The 17238-nt window shown below is 68.4% G+C and carries 15 protein-coding genes; 10 read left to right on the plus strand and 5 right to left on the minus strand.

Annotated features, from left to right (window positions below):
* Positions 1-70 precede the first annotated feature (70 nt).
* From ABD05_RS29890 to ABD05_RS29920, 7 genes are read left to right on the plus strand one after another with little or no spacing between them, the layout of a single operon-like run.
* Positions 71-829, plus strand: a complete 759-nt coding sequence (locus ABD05_RS29890) for a CDP-alcohol phosphatidyltransferase family protein (protein WP_047903526.1) — start codon at positions 71-73, stop codon at positions 827-829.
* Positions 826-1635 (plus strand): HalD/BesD family halogenase, encoded by an 810-nt coding sequence (locus ABD05_RS29895; RefSeq protein ID WP_047903527.1) that lies wholly within the window; start codon positions 826-828, stop codon positions 1633-1635. The genes ABD05_RS29890 and ABD05_RS29895 overlap by 4 nt, the downstream gene beginning before the upstream one ends.
* Complete coding sequence (locus ABD05_RS29900) at positions 1632-2633, plus strand: HpnL family protein (RefSeq protein WP_047903528.1); 1002 nt, start codon at positions 1632-1634, stop codon at positions 2631-2633. The genes ABD05_RS29895 and ABD05_RS29900 overlap by 4 nt, the downstream gene beginning before the upstream one ends.
* A gap of 36 nt (positions 2634-2669) precedes the next feature.
* Positions 2670-3437, plus strand: coding sequence for a phosphocholine cytidylyltransferase family protein (locus tag ABD05_RS29905; RefSeq protein ID WP_047903529.1), 768 nt, complete (start codon positions 2670-2672; stop codon positions 3435-3437).
* Positions 3434-5122 carry a phosphoenolpyruvate mutase gene (aepX, locus tag ABD05_RS29910; protein ID WP_047903530.1) on the plus strand — a complete coding sequence of 563 codons (1689 nt, stop codon included), beginning with the start codon at positions 3434-3436 and terminating at the stop codon, positions 5120-5122. The genes ABD05_RS29905 and aepX overlap by 4 nt, the downstream gene beginning before the upstream one ends.
* Positions 5119-6315: a phosphonopyruvate decarboxylase gene (gene aepY, locus ABD05_RS29915; protein WP_047903531.1), complete on the plus strand. Its 1197-nt coding sequence runs from the start codon at positions 5119-5121 to the stop codon at positions 6313-6315. Before aepX ends, aepY begins: the two co-directional genes overlap by 4 nt.
* On the plus strand, positions 6315-7379 hold the full coding sequence (locus tag ABD05_RS29920) for a 2-aminoethylphosphonate aminotransferase (RefSeq protein ID WP_047903532.1): 1065 nt from the start codon (positions 6315-6317) through the stop codon (positions 7377-7379). Before aepY ends, ABD05_RS29920 begins: the two co-directional genes overlap by 1 nt.
* Positions 7380-7568: 189 nt before the next feature.
* Here ABD05_RS29920 and ABD05_RS29925 read toward each other — a convergent pair whose 3' ends face one another.
* The gene (locus ABD05_RS29925; protein WP_047903533.1) at positions 7569-8453 is read right to left on the minus strand and encodes a LysR family transcriptional regulator; all 885 of its coding nucleotides are present in this window, start codon (positions 8451-8453) and stop codon (positions 7569-7571) included.
* A gap of 124 nt (positions 8454-8577) precedes the next feature.
* On the opposite strand from ABD05_RS29925, the gene argC reads away from it, so the two are divergent.
* Both argC and ABD05_RS29935 read left to right on the plus strand, forming a co-directional pair.
* A complete protein-coding gene (gene argC, locus ABD05_RS29930; protein WP_047903534.1) occupies positions 8578-9504 on the plus strand; it encodes an N-acetyl-gamma-glutamyl-phosphate reductase in 927 nt (308 codons plus the stop codon).
* Positions 9505-9662: 158 nt separating this feature from the next.
* Entirely contained in the window at positions 9663-10472 is an 810-nt protein-coding gene (locus ABD05_RS29935; protein ID WP_047903535.1) for a PA3715 family protein, read from the plus strand.
* Positions 10473-10481: 9 nt separating this feature from the next.
* Here the strand turns inward: ABD05_RS29935 and ABD05_RS29940 are convergent, their stop codons facing one another.
* Positions 10482-11633: an acyltransferase family protein gene (locus ABD05_RS29940; protein WP_047903536.1), complete on the minus strand. Its 1152-nt coding sequence runs from the start codon at positions 11631-11633 to the stop codon at positions 10482-10484.
* Between the two features lie 327 nt (positions 11634-11960).
* On the opposite strand from ABD05_RS29940, the gene pip reads away from it, so the two are divergent.
* Positions 11961-12893 (plus strand): prolyl aminopeptidase, encoded by a 933-nt coding sequence (gene pip, locus ABD05_RS29945; RefSeq protein ID WP_047903537.1) that lies wholly within the window; start codon positions 11961-11963, stop codon positions 12891-12893.
* A gap of 60 nt (positions 12894-12953) precedes the next feature.
* Here the strand turns inward: pip and ABD05_RS29950 are convergent, their stop codons facing one another.
* The 3 genes from ABD05_RS29950 to ABD05_RS29960 form a co-directional block, all read right to left on the minus strand.
* A complete protein-coding gene (locus tag ABD05_RS29950; protein ID WP_047903538.1) occupies positions 12954-13226 on the minus strand; it encodes a hypothetical protein in 273 nt (90 codons plus the stop codon).
* A gap of 184 nt (positions 13227-13410) precedes the next feature.
* Positions 13411-14451 carry a transglutaminase family protein gene (locus ABD05_RS29955; protein ID WP_047903539.1) on the minus strand — a complete coding sequence of 347 codons (1041 nt, stop codon included), beginning with the start codon at positions 14449-14451 and terminating at the stop codon, positions 13411-13413.
* Positions 14445-17051 (minus strand): circularly permuted type 2 ATP-grasp protein, encoded by a 2607-nt coding sequence (locus ABD05_RS29960; protein ID WP_047903540.1) that lies wholly within the window; start codon positions 17049-17051, stop codon positions 14445-14447. Before ABD05_RS29960 ends, ABD05_RS29955 begins: the two co-directional genes overlap by 7 nt.
* Positions 17052-17238: the final 187 nt, after the last annotated feature.

Genomic DNA, 17238 nt, shown 5'->3' on the forward strand with positions numbered 1-17238 from the left:
AACACCCCTGTATGTCAGGACACTGATCGAATAAAAAGCAACAAATTACAATTCCGTATATATTTCGCCGATGGACCAAAGAAAAACCGCCACACGCTCCGAGCCCCCCCTGCCACGCACCTGGGATGCGCGGCTCGCGCGCTCGCTTGTCCGACCGCTTGTCGATACGCCGGTCACCCCGAATCACCTCACTACGCTTCGTCTGCTGATTGGCCTTGCCGGCGCCTGGTGCCTCGCGCACGGCGGCTTCGGCTGGAGCAACGCGGGCGCGTTCCTGATCGTGCTGTCGAACTTCGTCGACCACACCGACGGCGAACTCGCGCGCATCAGCGGCAAATCCAGCAAGATCGGTCACTTTTACGACCTCGCGGCCGATGCGCTCGTGACGATCGCGCTGTTCGTCAGCATGGGCCTCGGCATCGTCGCCCAGGGCGGCCAGATGGCCGCGTCGCCGGTGCTGCTCGGCGCGGTGGCCGGCGCGGCCGTCGCGCTGATCTTCTTCCTGCGCATGCGGATCGAATCGATCGCCGGCAAGGCCGGCACCAAGCAGGCATTCGCCGGCGGCTTCGAGACCGAAGACGTGCTGTACCTGCTGCCGATCGTGACGCTCGTCGACGGCGTCGAGCCGTTCCTGCTCGCGGCGTCGATCGGCGCCCCGCTGTTCGCCGCGTGGGTCGTGATCGACTGGTGGCGCATCGTCCGGCGCGGCAACCTCCCGCAAGAAAACGCCGGGTCGCCCCAGGTTTTCTTGACCCCGTCGGGGGGCCTGGCGCGCAGCGACAGGTCCGGGGGCGCTCAAAACCCAACCGAAATCCAGGCTTCCAAATGACTCCGAGCACGCGCGACGACTCCGTGCTGAGCCCGGCACGCCCCGCGCCTGCGCGCGCGGCCGCGTCCGCCCCCGATCGCACGGTGGCCGACTGCGTCGGCCATCTCGACCTCGACCGCCTGCGCGACGACTACACGCGCCAGGGGTCGTTCCTGTACCTCGACGCGTTCCTGCCGGCCGACGCGCACGCGAAGCTCGCGGCGGCGGCCCGCGCGATGCAGGCCGGCCTGAACCGCAATTACCTGCCCGGCCACAAGCAGGGCGGCAGCGTGAGCCGCCATGCGATCGACGAGCAGGCGCCGTACATCGCCGAGCTGTATCGGTCGAAGGCGCTGATCGGCTTCCTCGAGAAGGTTACGGGCGACAAGCTGATGCTGTCGCCGGACGACGATCCGCACGCGTATGCGCTGTATTACTACACGAAGCCCGGCGACCACATCGGCTGGCACTACGACACGTCGTACTACGACGGCCGCCGCTACACGCTGCTGATCGGCGTGATCGACGAATCGTCGTGCCGGCTCGACTACGAGCTGCACACGCGCAACCCGGACGTGCCCGACGAACCGGGCTCCGTGCAGATCGCCGACGGCGGCATCGTGCTGTTCGACGGCGACAAGCTGCGCCACCGCATCACGCCGCTCGGCCAGAACGAGATGCGCGTGTCGCTGACTTTCGAATACGTGACGAACCCCGGCATGCGGCCGTGGAAGCGCTTCATATCGAACATGAAGGACGCGATCGCGTATTTCGGCTTCCGCCAGGTGTTCAAGCAACTGGCCACGCGACGCACGACCGGGTCATGACACGCGCCGGCCTGATCCTGCTGTCCCTCGGGACGGCACTCTTCATCGCACTCCTGGCATGGCAGGGCATCGGCGCGGTCGCGTCCACGTTCCTCGCGGCCGGCTGGGGCCTCGCGCTCGTCGCGGCGTTCCACGTCGTGCCGCTCGTGATCGACGCGATCGCGATCTCCGTGATGTTCCGCCGCGGCCAGCCGGGCGCCGAGCTCGGCAACGCGCTGCGCGCGCGCTGGGTCGGCGAATCGGTCAATAGCCTGCTGCCCGCCGGGCAGATCGGCGGCCCCGTGCTGATGGTGCGCCACCTCGCGCAGCGCGGCACGCGGATGGCCGACGCGGCCGCCGCCGTGACCGTCAGTACGACGATGCAGGCGCTCGCGCAGATGGCGTTCGCGCTGATCGGCATCGCCGCGTTCAGCCTCTATGCCACGCACGAGTCGGTCGCGCACCTGCGCACGCCCGCGCTGATCGCCACCGGCGTGCTCGGTGCGCTCGCCGCGCTGTTCTACCTGGCGCAGCGGCGCGGGCTGTTCGGCCGCGGCCTGCGCCTCGCGTCGAAGCTGCTCGGCCCGCGCGACTGGTCGTCGCTCGCGACCCGCGCCGACGCGATCGACGACGCGGTCGGTGCGCTGTACCGCGATCGTGCGAAGGTCGCGAAGACCTTCGCATTGAGCCTCGTCGGCTGGATCGTCGGCACCGCGGAAGTGTGGCTCGCGCTGCACTTCCTCGGGCACCCGGTGAGCTGGCTCGACGCGCTGCTGCTCGAAAGCGTCGGCCAGGCGATCCGCGGCGCGGCCTTCGCGATCCCGGGCTCGCTCGGCGCGCAGGAAGGCGGTTACCTGCTGCTCGCGCCGCTGGTCGGCCTGCCGCCCGACGCGGCGCTCGCGCTGTCGCTCGCGAAGCGCGCGCGCGAACTCGCGCTCGGCCTGCCCGGCCTGCTCTATCTGCATTTCAGTGAAAGAAACTGGCAGCGGCGCCGTGCGCCGCAGCCGCTCGCCGACTGATCGTTCAGATCCGCCGGCTTTTTGGTTGGAGAACCCATGCGAGCCATCATTCTTGCGGCAGGCCTCGGCTTGCGCCTGCAACAACCGCCCGAGGCGCAGTTCCCGAAGTGCCTGCTGCGCTTCGACGACGTTTCGCTGCTCGAGCGCCATCTGCGCGTGCTCGACGCCGCGGGCATCGACGAGATCGTGCTCGGGCTCGGCTTCCAGGCCGGGAAGGTCGAGCAGGAATTGAAGCGCCTCGGCCGCCAGGCCGAGATCGTGCTGAACGAGCGCTACGACCTCGGCAGCGTGCTGACCGTGCATACCGTCGCCGATGCGATGACGCGCGGCGGCGACGTGCTGCTGATGGACGCCGACGTGCTGTATGACGAGAACATCCTGCACGCGCTGGTGGCCGATCCCGACAAGGCGGTCGATCGCCTGCTGATCGACCGCGACTTCGAGGCCGGCGACGAACCCGTCAAGCTGTGCGTGAAGAACGGCGTGCCGGTCGAGCTGCGCAAGCAGCTCGCGGTCGACCTCGACTACGACACGATCGGCGAATCGGTCGGCTTCTTCCGCTTCACCGAAGGCACCGCGCGCCGCCTCGCGACGATCGTCGCGGGCTACGTCGACAGCGGCCGCGCGAACATGCCGCACGAGGAAGCCGTGCGCGACCTGCTGCTCGAAGGCGGTCATTCGTTCGACGTCGCCGACGTCACCGGCTCGCCGTGGATCGAGATCGACTTCCCGAACGACGTCGCACGCGCGACGCAAGAAATCCTCCCCCTGATTCAACGTACTACCGCCGGAGCCGCACGATGAACGCACGCGAACCCAATTTCACCGAATCGCGCAGCGCGCGCCTGCGCCGCATGCTCGTCAGCAGCGACCTCGAATTCCTGATGGAAGCGCACAACGGGCTGTCCGCGCGGATCGTCCGCGAGGCCGGCTTCAAGGGGATCTGGGCGTCGGGCCTCGCGATTTCCGCGCAGTTCGGCGTGCGCGACAACAACGAGGCCAGCTGGACGCAGGTCGTCGACGTGCTCGAATTCATGGCCGACGCGAGCGACCTGCCGATCCTGCTCGATGGCGACACCGGCTACGGCAACTTCAACAACGTGCGCCGCCTCGTGAAGAAGCTCGAACAGCGCGGCATCGCCGGCGTCTGCATCGAGGACAAGCAGTTCCCGAAAACGAACAGCTTCATCGACGGCGAGCGCCAGCCGCTCGCCGAGATCGACGAGTTCTGCGGCAAGATCAAGGCCGGCAAGGATTCGCAGACCGATCCCGACTTCTCGATCGTCGCGCGCGTCGAGGCGCTGATCGCGGGCTGGGGGATGGACGAGGCGCTGCGCCGCGCGAACGCGTATGCGGAAGCCGGCGCCGACGCGATCCTGATCCACAGCAAGCTGTCGCGCCCGGACGAGATCCTGCAGTTCGCGCGCGAATGGAGTGGCAAGGCGCCGCTCGTGATCGTGCCGACCAAGTACTACAGCACGCCGACCGACGTGTTCCGCCAGGCCGGCATCAGCACCGTGATCTGGGCGAACCACCTGATCCGCGCATCGGCTTCGGCGATGCAGGCCGTCGCGCGCGAGATCCACGAGAACGAAACGCTGATCAACGTCGAAGACCGCGTCGCATCGGTCAACGAGATCTTCCGCCTGCAGGACGCCGACGAATACTCGGCGGCCGAGCGCATCTACCTGTCGTCGTCGTCGCGCGCGTCGAACGCCGCGGTCGTGCTCGCCGCGAGCCGCGGCAAGGGCCTCGAAGCCGTCACCGAAGACAAGCCCAAGGTCATGCTGCCGGTCGCCGGCAAGCCGCTGCTGCGCTGGCTCGTCGACGGCTTCAAGAAGCAAGGCGTGAACGACATCACCGTGGTCGGCGGCTATCGCGCCGACGCGATCGACACGTCGGGCATCAAGCTCGTCGTCAACGAGCGCCATGCGCAAACCGGCGAACTCGCGTCGCTCGCCTGCGCGGCGGAACGCCTGACCGGCGACACCGTGATCTCGTACGGCGACCTGCTGTTCCGCAGCTACATCCTGCGCGACCTCGCGGAGAGCGAGGCCGAATTCAGCGTGGTGGTCGATTCGTCGCTGACGGAGCCGACCAACCAGAGCGTGCGCGACTTCGCGCTCTGCTCGGCGGCGGACGATCGCGGCCTGTTCGGCCAGAAGACGTATCTGCAACGTGTATCGAGCGACGTCGCCGCAGGCACGCCGCACGGCCGCTGGATCGGCCTGCTGAACGTGCGCGGCGCGGGCGTCGATCGCCTGAAGGCGATGCTCGCGACGCTGCAGGCGCGCGACGATTTCGACACGCTCGACATCCCCACGCTCCTCAACGAACTGATCGCCGCCGGCGAGAAGATCGAGGTGCAGTACGTGCACGGCCACTGGCGCGGCGTCAACGATCTCGAGGACTTCCGCCGCGCGGGCGACTTCGCGCACGGCCAGACGCCGCTGTCCGAACCGGGCGCCGGCAACGGGGGCGCGCAATGATCGAAGCGGCCCAGTTCGTCGAGGCCGCGCGCGAACGCGGCTTCGACTGGTACGCGGGCGTGCCCTGCTCGTACCTGACGCCGTTCATCAACTACGTGCTGCAGGACCCGACGCTGCACTACGTGTCGGCCGCGAACGAAGGCGACGCGGTCGCGCTGATCGCGGGCGCGACGCTCGGCGGCAAGCGCGGGATCGCGATGATGCAGAACTCGGGGCTCGGCAACGCGGTGAGCCCGCTGACGTCGCTGACCTGGACGTTCCGGCTGCCGCAACTGCTGATCGTCACGTGGCGCGGCCAGCCCGGTGTCGCCGACGAGCCGCAGCACGCGCTGATGGGCCCGATCACGCCCGCGATGCTCGACACGATGGAGATCCCGTGGGAGACGTTCCCGACCGACCCCGAACAGGTCGGCCCGGCGCTCGACCGCGCGATCGCGCACATGGACGCGACGGGCCGCCCGTACGCGCTCGTGATGCAGAAAGGCAGCGTCGCGCCGTATGAACTGAAGGCGAACCCGGCGGCGCAGCCGCGCGCGCATGTCGCCGCGCAAGCGTCGTCGCGCGCCGCGTCGGCCGACGCGTGGCCGACCCGTCACGACGCGCTGCAGCGCGTGATCGCGCACACACCGGTCGATTCGACCGTGGTGCTCGCGTCGACCGGTTTCTGCGGCCGCGAACTCTACGCAATCGACGATCGCCCGAACCAGTTGTACATGGTCGGCTCGATGGGTTGCGTGACGCCGCTCGCACTCGGCCTCGCGCTCGCGCGCCCCGACCTGCGCGTGGTGGCCGTCGACGGCGACGGCGCCGCGCTGATGCGCATGGGCGTGTTCGCGACGCTCGGCACCTACGGCCCGGCCAATCTCACGCACGTGCTGCTCGACAACGGCGCGCACGAATCGACGGGCGGCCAGGCAACCGTGTCGCAGCATGTGTCGTTCGCGGGCGTCGCGGCCGCATGCGGCTACGCGTCGGCGGTCGAAGGCGACACGCTCGACGTGCTCGATGCGACGCTGGCTGCGCCGGGCGATGGGGTCCGGCCATCCGGTGCACAGTTCGTGCGCCTCGCGATCCGCACGGGCGTGCCCGACGGCCTGCCGCGCCCGACCGTCACGCCGGTCGAGGTCAAGACCCGTCTGATGCGGCACCTCGGCGCCGCGCAGACCGAAGCCCACGCTGAAGGAGCCCTTTGATGCTGCTGCTGAATCCCGGCCCGGTAACGCTCACCGAACGCGTGCGCCGCAGCCTGCTGCAACCCGACCTGTGCCATCGCGAAAGCGAATTCTTCGATCTGCAGGACGAAGCGCGCGCGCGCCTCGTCGCCGCATACGAACTCGATCCGGCCGAATGGGCCGCCGTGCTGATGACGGGCTCGGGCACCGCCGCCGTCGAGAGCATGATCGCGGCGCTCGTGCCGCAGGACGGCAAGCTGCTCGTGATCGAGAACGGCGTGTACGGCGAGCGGATCGCGCAGATCGCGACGCAGTACGGGATCGCGCACGACGTGCTGAAGCACGAATGGATGCAGGCGCCCGACCTCGCGCAGATCGCCGCGCGCCTCGACGCGGGTGGCTTCTCGCATGTCGCGGTGATCCATCACGAAACGACGACGGGCCGCCTGAACGACCTCGGCGCGATCGCCGAAGTTTGCCGCGCACGCGGCGTGAAGCTGCTCGTCGACGGCGTCAGCAGCTTCGGCGCGGAAGCGCTCGACTTCGCCGGCGGCGATATCGACGCGGTTGCCGCGACCGCGAACAAGTGCCTGCACGGCGTGCCGGGCGCGGCATTCGTGATCGTGCGCCGCAGTGCGCTCGCGAAGGCCGCGAGCCGCACGTACTACCTCGACCTCGGCCGTCTCGCGAAGCTGCAGGACCAGCGCAACACGCCGTTCACGCCGTCTGTGCACGCGTACTACGCGCTCGTCGAGGCGCTGCGCGAATTCGACGAAGCCGGCGGCTGGCGTGCGCGCCATGCGCATTACAAGGCGCTGGCCGACCAGGCGCAGGCCGGCCTCGCCGCGCGCGGGATGCCGCTGGTGCTGCCGGAAGGCGCGTCGTCAGTCGTGCTGCGCGCGTACCGGCTGCCGCAGGGCGTCACGTACGAGACGCTGCACGACGGCCTGAAGGCGCGCGGCTTCGTGATTTACGCGGGGCAAGGCGGGTTGTCGAAGGAACTGTTCCGCATCTCGACGATGGGCGCGATCGGCGCGGCTGATGTCGAGCGGTTGCTGGACGGGTTTACCGAGTTGACGCGGTAAGCGGCCGCTCTTTCTCGTCGACCTAAGGCCCGCAAGGGCCTTTTTTGTTTTTCGCGGATTTCCGTGGGTGTCGCTTGTCGACCCAAGTCTGCCGGTCGAATAGCTACAAGCCGGCCGTTCGTTCGTCGTGGCGTGCAACAGGCTACCGCCCCGTCGCGAGAACGAACCGAAGCGAGAAAGGGCAAACTCCTACGCCAATCGCAGATCCCACAACGCATCGAGTACATGTTGCGTCGAACGCTCGACGTGCCCCGCACGATGCGCAATGCCGAGCCGACGCCACAACGCCGGGCGCAGCGGGCGCATGACAATGCGCGTGTCGGGTAATGGCGTAGCGGCCTCATGAGGCAACAGCGTCGCGCCATAACCTGCCGCTACCAGACTCTTGATCGCATCGTTGTAATTGAGCTGAATGCGCGGCGCGGGATGCTGCCCTCCAGTCGCGAACCACTCCGCAGTCAGGCGCGAGAGACGCGTGGTCGCATCATTGAGAATGAGCGGTTGAGCGGCGAGCCATTCAGGCGTAATGCGAGCCGGACACCGCCAATGCGCCGGCACGAAGGCCATCACGGGGTCGCGGCGCCACGGCTTTATCACGAGCCCAGCCACCGGAGGCTGAGGCAGTGCGACCAGCCCGATATCCAGCGTCCCATCCGCCAATCGGGTTAGCGTTTCATGCGAGGTGAGTACCGCGATCTGAATATCGATAGCGGGATGGTGCTGACGCAGCACTTCAAGCGCTTGCGGCAAAAGATGCGCAATCGCGCCGGTCGACGCTCCGAGCCGAACGCGCCCGACAAGCCCTTGAACCTGGCGGTGAACATCGTCTAACGCCTGTTCCGCGTCGGCCAACAGTCGACGTGCGCGCTCGACCAACAACTCGCCTGTGGCCGACGGCCGAACATGTCCACGCTTGCGCGACAGGAGCGGAGCCCCGATGCGCTCTTCCAGTTCAGCGATGTGGAGGCTGACCGTTGGCGGCGCCAGATGCAACGCACGCGCCGCGTCGGCGAATGAGCCACGGTCGGCAATCGCGACCAGGGTGCGCAAGCGGTCCAGGCTGATCTCTCGCATGTCGGCGTCCCGATTCAGAACAACTGAATGTCCAGGTTATGAAATTCAACTTTCGCTATTCTAGCGGTGCGCGGAAGATAACAGGCTCGTTCCACTTGTTACCAGTCACCGGAGTACCGCGCGCATGAGCTCTCCCCTTGTTTTCATCGACGGCGACCAAGGCACCACCGGGTTGCAAATTCACGAACGGCTTCGCGGCCGGACCGATCTGAAACTGGTCACGCTTCCCTCGGCGGAACGCAAGGACTCCAGGCGTCGCGCCGAAGCCATCAACGCCTGCGACATCGCGATCCTCTGCCTGCCCGATGACGCCGCGCGCGAAGCGGTGGGCGCCATTGTCAACCCTGCCGTCAGGGTAATCGACGCAAGTTCCGCCCATCGCACGCAGCCGGACTGGACATACGGCTTTCCGGAAATGACTCCGGGACAGGCCGAGCGCATTGCGACCGCACGTCGGGTCACCAATCCAGGTTGCTATCCGACCGGTGCAATTGGCCTGCTGCGTCCCCTGCTGCAAGCCGGGCTCATTCCCGGGAACCACCCGATCAGCATTTACGCGGTGTCTGGTTACTCCGGACGCGGGCGTGCCGGCGTGGAAGAACACGAGGGGCCGGGTGCCGTCAACGCACCGCCGTACCAGGTGTATGGCCTGGAGCTCGCGCACAAGCACACGCCGGAGATCCAGCAGCACGCGGGACTCGCGCGGCGTCCGATTTTCGTCCCTGCGTATGGTGCGTTCCGCCAGGGCATCGCGCTGACGGTGCCCCTGGATGTGCGGCTGCTGGCACCCCACGTAGACGGCGCCACGTTACACGCGTGCCTCGCACGCCACTATGCCGAGGCGGCCCACGTACAGGTCTTGCCGCTGCACGAATCGTGCGCTTTGAAGCAGCTGGATCCGCAGGTACTGAACGGTACGGACGATATGCGCTTGAGCGTGTTTCCCAACATGGAACACGGGCACGTTCTCCTGTCCGCGGTTTTCGATAATCTCGGCAAAGGCGCAGCCGGCGCTGCGGTTCAGAACCTGAACCTGATGCTCGCGCAGTAATGGTGGCCGATGGCTTGCCCTGATGTTCGGCTGCGCCTGTATGCCAACGCTTGTCGGCAATCCGGTCGTGGAGTCGAGTGTCTTAAACTGGCCGGACACCGACGCTCTACCCCGCGTTCCCAGGAAATCTGCGAAGAACCCGTTTCCCCATCGAGACCATGAAAATCCGTCGCTTCGTTCCTTTGCTGGCGCTCGCCGCCGCTCCCGTCGTGCACGCCGCCGACAGTCAGCCTTGCGGCGACGATACCGTCACGGCCGTCGCCCGCTGGGCCGGCATCGCAAGCGCACGCATCGCCACGCGCGACGCGGACCGGCTTGTCATCGCGTCGGCGTGCAAGGTCATGCCGAACGCGCCGGGCACGACGATCGCAGCCGTCGCGTTCGATCCGCTGCCCAAAAGCAAGAACCCGGACGAAAGCGACAAGCTGCAGGTCGTCGCGCTCGTCGAGGGCGGCAAGGTCGTCGCGGCCGAGCGGTCGATGGTCCAGGAAGACGCGACGACAGAGATCGGCGCAAGCAGCTATCGCATCGACACCGCGCCGTACCGGCTGTCGCCCGATGTGCGCGCGTTCGGTGTCGTGTTCACAAGCAGCGCGCGCGGGCCGAGCTGCCCCGATGCCGCTGCCAGCGAAGAATTGACGCTGTGGGTACGCGAAGGCAACCGCATCCGCCCGGTATTCGGCACCAACCTCTACGGCTGGGTCAGTAGCGAAGGCACGGCCTGCGGCCCTGCCACCGGCGACGCACGCAGCGAATCGGCGCGCATGACGATCGCCGTCGAGAAAACCGCGAGCCACGGTTTCTCGGACCTGTCCATCACCGCGCACATCACGAAGTCGCAGCGCAAGGACGGCGACTACTCGGACACGGGCACGCGCACCGCGCGCACGGTAGTCCGCTATGACGGCAAGACGTACGGGATCGACATGTTCCGGAACTTCTGGTATCCGCCTTCGGCGATGAAATAACGCGGTGACCTACTCCGCCACCTTCGGCCCGATCGCATCGGTCGGCGCCGGCATCCGCAGTGCGTCGTCGCGCACACGCCGCGCCTCGCGCGCCGTATAGCGATCCTTGAGCCGCAGGAACGGCTTCTCGACGAGGAAATAACTGGCCGTCGCGACCAGCAGCGCCCACACGATCCCAAGCGGAAACGCATGCGCGACCGGCAGATCCGGGTTCGCGAACGGCTGCTGCCACAGATAAAGGCTGAACGAGATCGTGCCGATGAACACGACCGGCCGCGCGCGCAGCCAGCGCGCGCACCAGAACTCGCCGCGGAAATTCAGCACGACGATCACGATCGCGATCAGCGCGGCTTCGAGCGTCACGCCGTACGTCGCGTTCCAGAAGCCGCCGAGCCGATGTTCGGCGAGCGGCATGCCGAACAGCACGATGAAGACGATCGCCGTCACGATCCGAGTCTCGCCGCGCCACGAGCGGATCCACGCTTCGAGCCGTTCGCGGTTGAGCGCCGCATAGCAGCCGATCAGGATCGGATCGACGCCCGTGTGGAGCATCATCCCGAGCTGCCCGCGCAGCGCCGGTGCAACAAAATACGTGACGGCGCGCACCAGCGGCACGATCAGGATCAACGCGGCCAGCCAGCGCGTGCCGCTGCGGCGCGCGCCGTACACGAACAGCAGCGGCCAGAACCAGTAGAACTGCTCCTCGAGCGCGAGCGACCAGAAATGGCCGAGATACCATGCGCCGTCCGGATGCAACGCGTTGTCGCCGGTCAGCCCGAACCACGCCGAGTAATTCCACAGGTGCAGCGCGGCATACAGCCACTGCCGGCGATCGACGTCGAACCAGCCGGCGAAGGCCACGATCGCAACGGCCGCGAGATAGACATAGCAAGCCGGCCAGATTCGCAACGCGCGCCGCACGTAGAACGACGTCAGCGCGATGCCGCCCGTGCGCGCGAACTCGGCGCGCAGCACGTTGGTGATCAGGAAACCGCTGAGGACGAAGAAGATCAGCACGCCGAGCCGGCCGTCGGCGATCAGCCGCAACGGGGCGTACCAGCCCGTGTAGCCACCCGGCAGCACATGCTCGGCATGGCCGACGACGACCATCGACACCGCGACGGCGCGCAACCCGGTCAACTGCGTGACGCGATGGTTCATCGGCTGGTTCCCGTTGGCACGGTAAAGAAGCAGGAGATTGGCAGGCGCCCCGGTCGGCACGCCGATATGCCGCCGGGATTTTGTATGAAAAATATCGGAATGAAATTGCTTCAAAAATCCGGGGCGGACACCGGCGATGCCGCACACCCTGGCGAGCCAACGTCCGCGGCGGCGAATTGGCATAATGACAAGCCTTGTCCGGCGGCGGCCGGTCCGATGCCCACGCAACGAATTTTTTGCGGCGCCGCACTATCCGCAATACCGTGCCCCGCCCGCACACCGGCCCGCCTCGTCCGCCTCCTGTCGACCCTCACCCGGAGCCTGTCTGTGTACCCACCGATCGAACCCTACGCCCACGGCCACCTCGACACCGGCGACGGCCATCGCATCTACTGGGAACGCTGCGGCAACCCGGCCGGCAAGCCCGCCGTGTTCCTGCACGGCGGCCCCGGCGCGGGCTGCAGCCCCGACCATCGCCGCCTGTTCGACCCGGAGCGCTACGACATCCTGCTGTTCGACCAGCGCGGCTGCGGGCGCTCGACGCCGCATGCGAGCCTCGAGAACAACACGACGTGGCATCTGGTCGCCGATATCGAACGCCTGCGCGAGATGGTCGGCGCCGAGCAATGGCTGGTATTCGGCGGCTCGTGGGGCAGCGCGCTGTCGCTCGCGTACGCGGAAACGCACCCCGAACGCGTGAGCGCGCTGATCGTGCGCGGCATCTTCACGATGCGTCGCGCGGAATTGCTGTGGTACTACCAGGAAGGCGCGTCGTGGCTGTTCCCCGACCTGTGGGAAGCGTTCCTTGCACCGATTCCGGAGGCCGAGCGCGGCGACCTGATGGCCGCCTACCATCGCCGGCTGACGGGCGACGACGAAGCCGCGAAGCTCGAAGCCGCGCGCGCATGGAGTATCTGGGAAGGCCGCACGATCACGCTGCTGCCCGATCCCGCGCTCGCCGCGCACTTCGCGGACGGCCACTACGCACTTGCGTTCGCGCGGATCGAAAACCACTACTTCGTGAACCGGGGTTTCGTCGAAGAAGGCCAGTTGCTGCGCGACGCGCATCGCCTCGCCGGCATTCCGGGCGTGATCGTGCAAGGCCGCTACGACATCGCGACGCCCGCGCGCACCGCATGGGACCTGTCGAAGGCGTGGCCGGACGCGACGTTCGAGATCGTGCCCGGCGCCGGGCACGCGTACAACGAGCCGGGGATCCTGCAGGCGCTGCTCGCGGCAACGGACCGGTTCGCCGCGTAATCGACGCAACGCAACGCGGCGCGTGCGGCCATGCCTGCCGGCATGCGCCGCGCCGCCCGATCAAAGTACGGTTTCTACGATCGTCCTGCCGCTGATCGCGCGCTCGACGAGCTGTTCGTCACCGACCTTGCGGATCGCGTCGTCGAGCAGCCCTTCCGGCTCCTCGGTCGCCACCTTCAGCAGGCCCGACAGGCCGCGCGCGTCGAGCACCACGAGCGTTTCCATCGAATCCGCACGGCTCACGAGCACGCGGCGCAACGCCGGCCCCGCGCCGAAGCTCGCGCATAGCGCAATCGTCTCGCTGCCGAGCGTGTAGTCGAAGTGCTTGATCATGATCTGTCGCCGTTGCAAGGGAATGGCGAGGCGCGACGGCGCGGCGCCGTGACGTCGACGCACCCGCGCGTGCCGCCGGCGCCGGATCGGGCCTCGATCCGTTCGCCGGCACGACCATGCTAGGCGTGCAGAATTAACGAAGACTTAAACGGCGCATCGCCCGGGCAGGCGGCATCGCGCCGCATCACGGCGCATCGAGCGGCTCGACCGTCACGCCGACCTTCAGTTCCTGATCCGCGCCGCCGCCGCGAATCACGCCGCGCAGCGGCGTCACGTCCGCATAGTCGCGGCCGATCGACAGCATCACGTAGTCGTCGCCCGGCGCGCGGTCGTTGGTCGGATCGAGCTGCAGCCAGCCGTTGTCCTCGGGCCACGCCGGGTCGTACACGTCGACCCACGCATGCGATGCGTCGGCGCCGATCAGCCTCGGCTGCCCGGGCGGCGGCTGCGTCAGCAGATAACCGCTCACGTAACGCGCGGCCAGCCCGAGCGAGCGCAGCGCGCCGATCATCACGTGCGCGAAATCCTGGCAGACGCCCTTGCGCAACCGCAGCGCATCGAGTGCCGACGTCGTGATGTCGGTGCTGTTCGGCGTGTACGCAAAATCGGCGTGGACGCGCCGCATCAGGTCCCATGCGGCCTGCACGAGCGGCCGTTGCGGCGTGAAGCTCGCGGCCGCATACGCGGCGAGTTCGGGATCGCACGCGACGTGCGGCGAAGCAAACACGAATTCGCTCGCCGCGTCGTAAGGCTGCCCCGCGCGGAACCGCAAGCGGTCGCGCACGGCTTCCCATGCAGTCGCCTGTTTTCCGTCGGGATGCGCGATCGCGGGCGGCGGCTCGCCGCGCGCACCGCGCGACCACACGGGCGGCGTCACGCGCACCGTGCTGCGGCTGCGCACGAGCAGCGCGTCGTGCGGCTGGTTCAGCGCGAACGATGCACGCGCGTTGCCAAATGCGTCGATCTCCGTGCAGATCGATTCCGGCGCGGGCTCGATGTCGAGCGAGAACGACAGCACCTGCTGCCGTGGCGTCGCGAGCGGTTGCAGGCGCGCCTGGTGCTGCGCCGATTCGACGCGCGCCGCGTAACGGTATTCGGTGTCGTGCGTGACGCGCAGCAAGCGGCCGGGCGCCCCAGCGGCCGGCGCGGCCGGTGCCGGTGCCGCTGCCTGTCGTCCGTTGCCGGAACCGGACGGCGTTTTCGCCGTGCCTTTCGTCGTCACCATAGCGTCCTGCCCGCCTCGCGCACGTGGCTGAAATAGCGTTCGCCGATCCGGTTCGATAGCTCCCAGACCGCCTTCACCGTCACGTCGAGCGCGGCGAGCAGCTTGTCGTGCCGGCCGCCGTCAGCGGTTTCGCACAGTTCGTGCAGCGACCACGCCGGCACGTCCGGAATCGTCTCGGCCAGCTCGGACAGCGCATAACCTTCGCTGCGCTCGACCTTCGCCAGCCGGCCGCGCAGCGCCTGCACGACCCAGCCGAGCGAGCGCGGGTTGTCGGTATCGAGCACGACGAGCGACAGCAACGGCGCGACGTCGAAGCCGCGCTGGAACCGCGAGCGAAACGTGATCGTGCTGTCGAACAGCTCCAGCACGAGCTCGAAGCCGTCCTGCCGGTACACGGCGCCATCGTCGAACGCGAACTTCAGCACACTGCACAGGAAATCCAGCCGGTCGATCTGCCGGCCGATCGACAGCAATCGCCAGCCGTCGTCGCGCGTCATGTTGTCGGTCTGCGCGCCGGTGATCGCGCCGAGCAGCAGGCCGAGACGCTCCAGCAGTTGCAGCGCTTCGTTACCGATCTGCTCGTCGGCTTCCGGATGGTCGGCGCTGTCCGCGAACAGTTGTGTCGCGTCGTCGATCAGCCGCCACTGATCGCTCGACAGCCGTTCGCGGATCGCGGCAGCGGCGCCGCGCATCCCGAACAGGCACGACGCGATGCCCGACGTGCGATCGGCGCCGCGCGTCAGCGACGTTGCGAGCGCGTGCTGGAACGCGCGCGGCGCATCGACGGCGTTCGGCGTATCGGCCGCGATCAGGCCCGTGTCGCGGCACAGCGTGTCGAGCAGCTCCAGATGCGCGGGGCTGTCGACGTCGTCCTCGCCGCGCAGCCGTTCGAGTGCGGCGCGCGCCAGGCGCATCAGGTTGGTCGCGCGCTCGGTATAGCGGCCGAGCCAGAACAGGTTCTCGGCCGCGCGGCTCGCGATCGCGCGCGGCCGCTCGACGAGGTCGTCGGGGCCGAGGTGCGTCTGCAGCAGCGTCGTCGAATCGACGATGCCCTCGGTCATCACCCACGTATCGACGGTGCTGCCGCCGCGCGGCATCGGTGCGTTGAACAGCGTGTCGCGCGTGCCGACCCGCGACAGCCCGCCGGGCAGGAGCCGCCAGCGCTGCGCGCCGTCGGCGAGCGCGAACACGCGCAGCAGCAGCGGCTTCGGCACGATGCGTGCGCCGCCGTTGCCTTCGGGCGTGCCGTGCCCCGGCCAGGTCGGCGCCTGCGACAGCGGCAAATCGGCCTGCACCGTGTAGTGTTCGGGCCGCGCGAGTATCCGCGCGCGCCAGTCGGCAAGCTGCGCCTGCGTGAGCCGCGCGCCGATCACCGGATCGAACGGGCCGCCCGCCTGCACGTCGGCCGGATACGACGCCTTCACGATGCCGCGCGCGAGCTGCGGCAGCGCATCGTCGCACGCGGCCGCCTCGCCGCACCACCACGAATGCACGGCCGGCAGCGTCAGCGTTTCGCCGAGCAAGCCTTCCGCGAGACGCGGCATGAAGCCGAGCATGGCCGGCGATTCGAGGAAGCCCGAGCCCGGCGCATTCGCGAGCAGCACGTTGCCCGCGCGCACGGCCTGCAGCAGCCCCGGTACGCCGAGCATCGAATCGGGCCGCAGTTCGAGCGGATCGAGCCACGCGTCATCGACGCGCCGCAGGATGCCGTGCACCGGTTCGAGCCCGCGCAGCGTCTTCAGGAACACGCGGTTGTCGCGCGCGGTCAGGTCGCCGCCCTCGACGAGCGTGAGGCCGAGGTAGCGCGCGAGATACGCATGCTCGAAATACGTCGCGCTGTGCGGCCCCGGCGTCAGCAGCACGATCCGCGAATTCTTGCGGGCCGGGCTGAGCGCCTGCATGCTCTGCAGCAGCGCGCGGTAGGCAGACGCGAGCCGCTGCACGCGCAGCCCGCGAAACCCGCGCGGAAACAGCCGCGACACGATCAGCCGGTTTTCGAGCAGGTAGCCGAGCCCGGCCGCGCCCTGCGTGTGCTGCGCGACGATCCGCCACTGCCCGTCCGGGCCGCGTGCAAGATCGAACGCGACGACGTGCAGCCACGTGTCGCCCGGCACGCGCGCGCCGCGCATCGCGCGCAGGTAGCCCGGATGCCCGGTGACGAGCGCGGGCGGCAGCAGCCCGCGCTGCAGGATCGTCTGCGGCCCGTACAGGTCGGCCATCGTCGCGTTGAGCAGCCGCACGCGCTGCAGCACGCCGCGTTCGATCGCAACCCAGTCCTCCGGCGTGACGATCAACGGCAGCAGATCGAGCGACCACGGGCCGGCCGCGCCGTCGCCGGCACGCTGCTCGTGCAACTGGTAGAACAGGCCGTTCTCGCGCATGCGCCGGTGCAACGCGTCGGCGCGGCGATCGAGGTCGGCCACGCCGTCGCTGCCGATCGATGTGAAGAAACTGCGCCATGCGGGCGCGAGCGCGGGCGCGTTCAGGCCGGCCGCGCTGCCGCGCAGTTCGTCGTAACGGCCGGCGGCCGCCGGCGCCGCGAGCGCGGCGGCCAGTTCGGCGGCGTCCGGCTGCGCGCCGGTATCGAATAGCGTGGGCATCGCGTCGGGGTCGGCGAGATGGTCGGAGTGAATGGGCTGCACGGTGTCGTTTCGTCGTCAGGGCGCGGGCGCGCATGCACGCCGCCGCACGGGCGGCGGGCCGCGGCGCGCGGCCGCAATCTGCCCGCATCCTAGCATTCCGGCGGGGCCGCCAGCGGCCGGCGCGCCGGGAGATCGCGAACCGCAC

The organism is Burkholderia pyrrocinia (assembly GCF_001028665.1).
Classification (GTDB): Bacteria; Pseudomonadota; Gammaproteobacteria; order Burkholderiales; family Burkholderiaceae; genus Burkholderia; species Burkholderia pyrrocinia.

Coding starts and splice junctions, on each gene's coding strand:
- ABD05_RS29890 (WP_047903526.1), top strand. CDS start 71: ATGGACCAAAGAAAAACCGCCACACGCTCCGAGCCCCCCCTGCCACGC.
- ABD05_RS29925 (WP_047903533.1), bottom strand. CDS start 8,453: ATGCGAGAGATCAGCCTGGACCGCTTGCGCACCCTGGTCGCGATTGCC.
- ABD05_RS29940 (WP_047903536.1), bottom strand. CDS start 11,633: ATGAACCATCGCGTCACGCAGTTGACCGGGTTGCGCGCCGTCGCGGTG.
- ABD05_RS29905 (WP_047903529.1), top strand. CDS start 2,670: ATGCGAGCCATCATTCTTGCGGCAGGCCTCGGCTTGCGCCTGCAACAA.
- ABD05_RS29960 (WP_047903540.1), bottom strand. CDS start 17,051: ATGCCCACGCTATTCGATACCGGCGCGCAGCCGGACGCCGCCGAACTG.
- ABD05_RS29895 (WP_047903527.1), top strand. CDS start 826: ATGACTCCGAGCACGCGCGACGACTCCGTGCTGAGCCCGGCACGCCCC.
- aepY (WP_047903531.1), top strand. CDS start 5,119: ATGATCGAAGCGGCCCAGTTCGTCGAGGCCGCGCGCGAACGCGGCTTC.
- ABD05_RS29950 (WP_047903538.1), bottom strand. CDS start 13,226: ATGATCAAGCACTTCGACTACACGCTCGGCAGCGAGACGATTGCGCTA.
- argC (WP_047903534.1), top strand. CDS start 8,578: ATGAGCTCTCCCCTTGTTTTCATCGACGGCGACCAAGGCACCACCGGG.
- aepX (WP_047903530.1), top strand. CDS start 3,434: ATGAACGCACGCGAACCCAATTTCACCGAATCGCGCAGCGCGCGCCTG.
- ABD05_RS29935 (WP_047903535.1), top strand. CDS start 9,663: ATGAAAATCCGTCGCTTCGTTCCTTTGCTGGCGCTCGCCGCCGCTCCC.
- ABD05_RS29900 (WP_047903528.1), top strand. CDS start 1,632: ATGACACGCGCCGGCCTGATCCTGCTGTCCCTCGGGACGGCACTCTTC.
- ABD05_RS29920 (WP_047903532.1), top strand. CDS start 6,315: ATGCTGCTGCTGAATCCCGGCCCGGTAACGCTCACCGAACGCGTGCGC.
- ABD05_RS29955 (WP_047903539.1), bottom strand. CDS start 14,451: ATGGTGACGACGAAAGGCACGGCGAAAACGCCGTCCGGTTCCGGCAAC.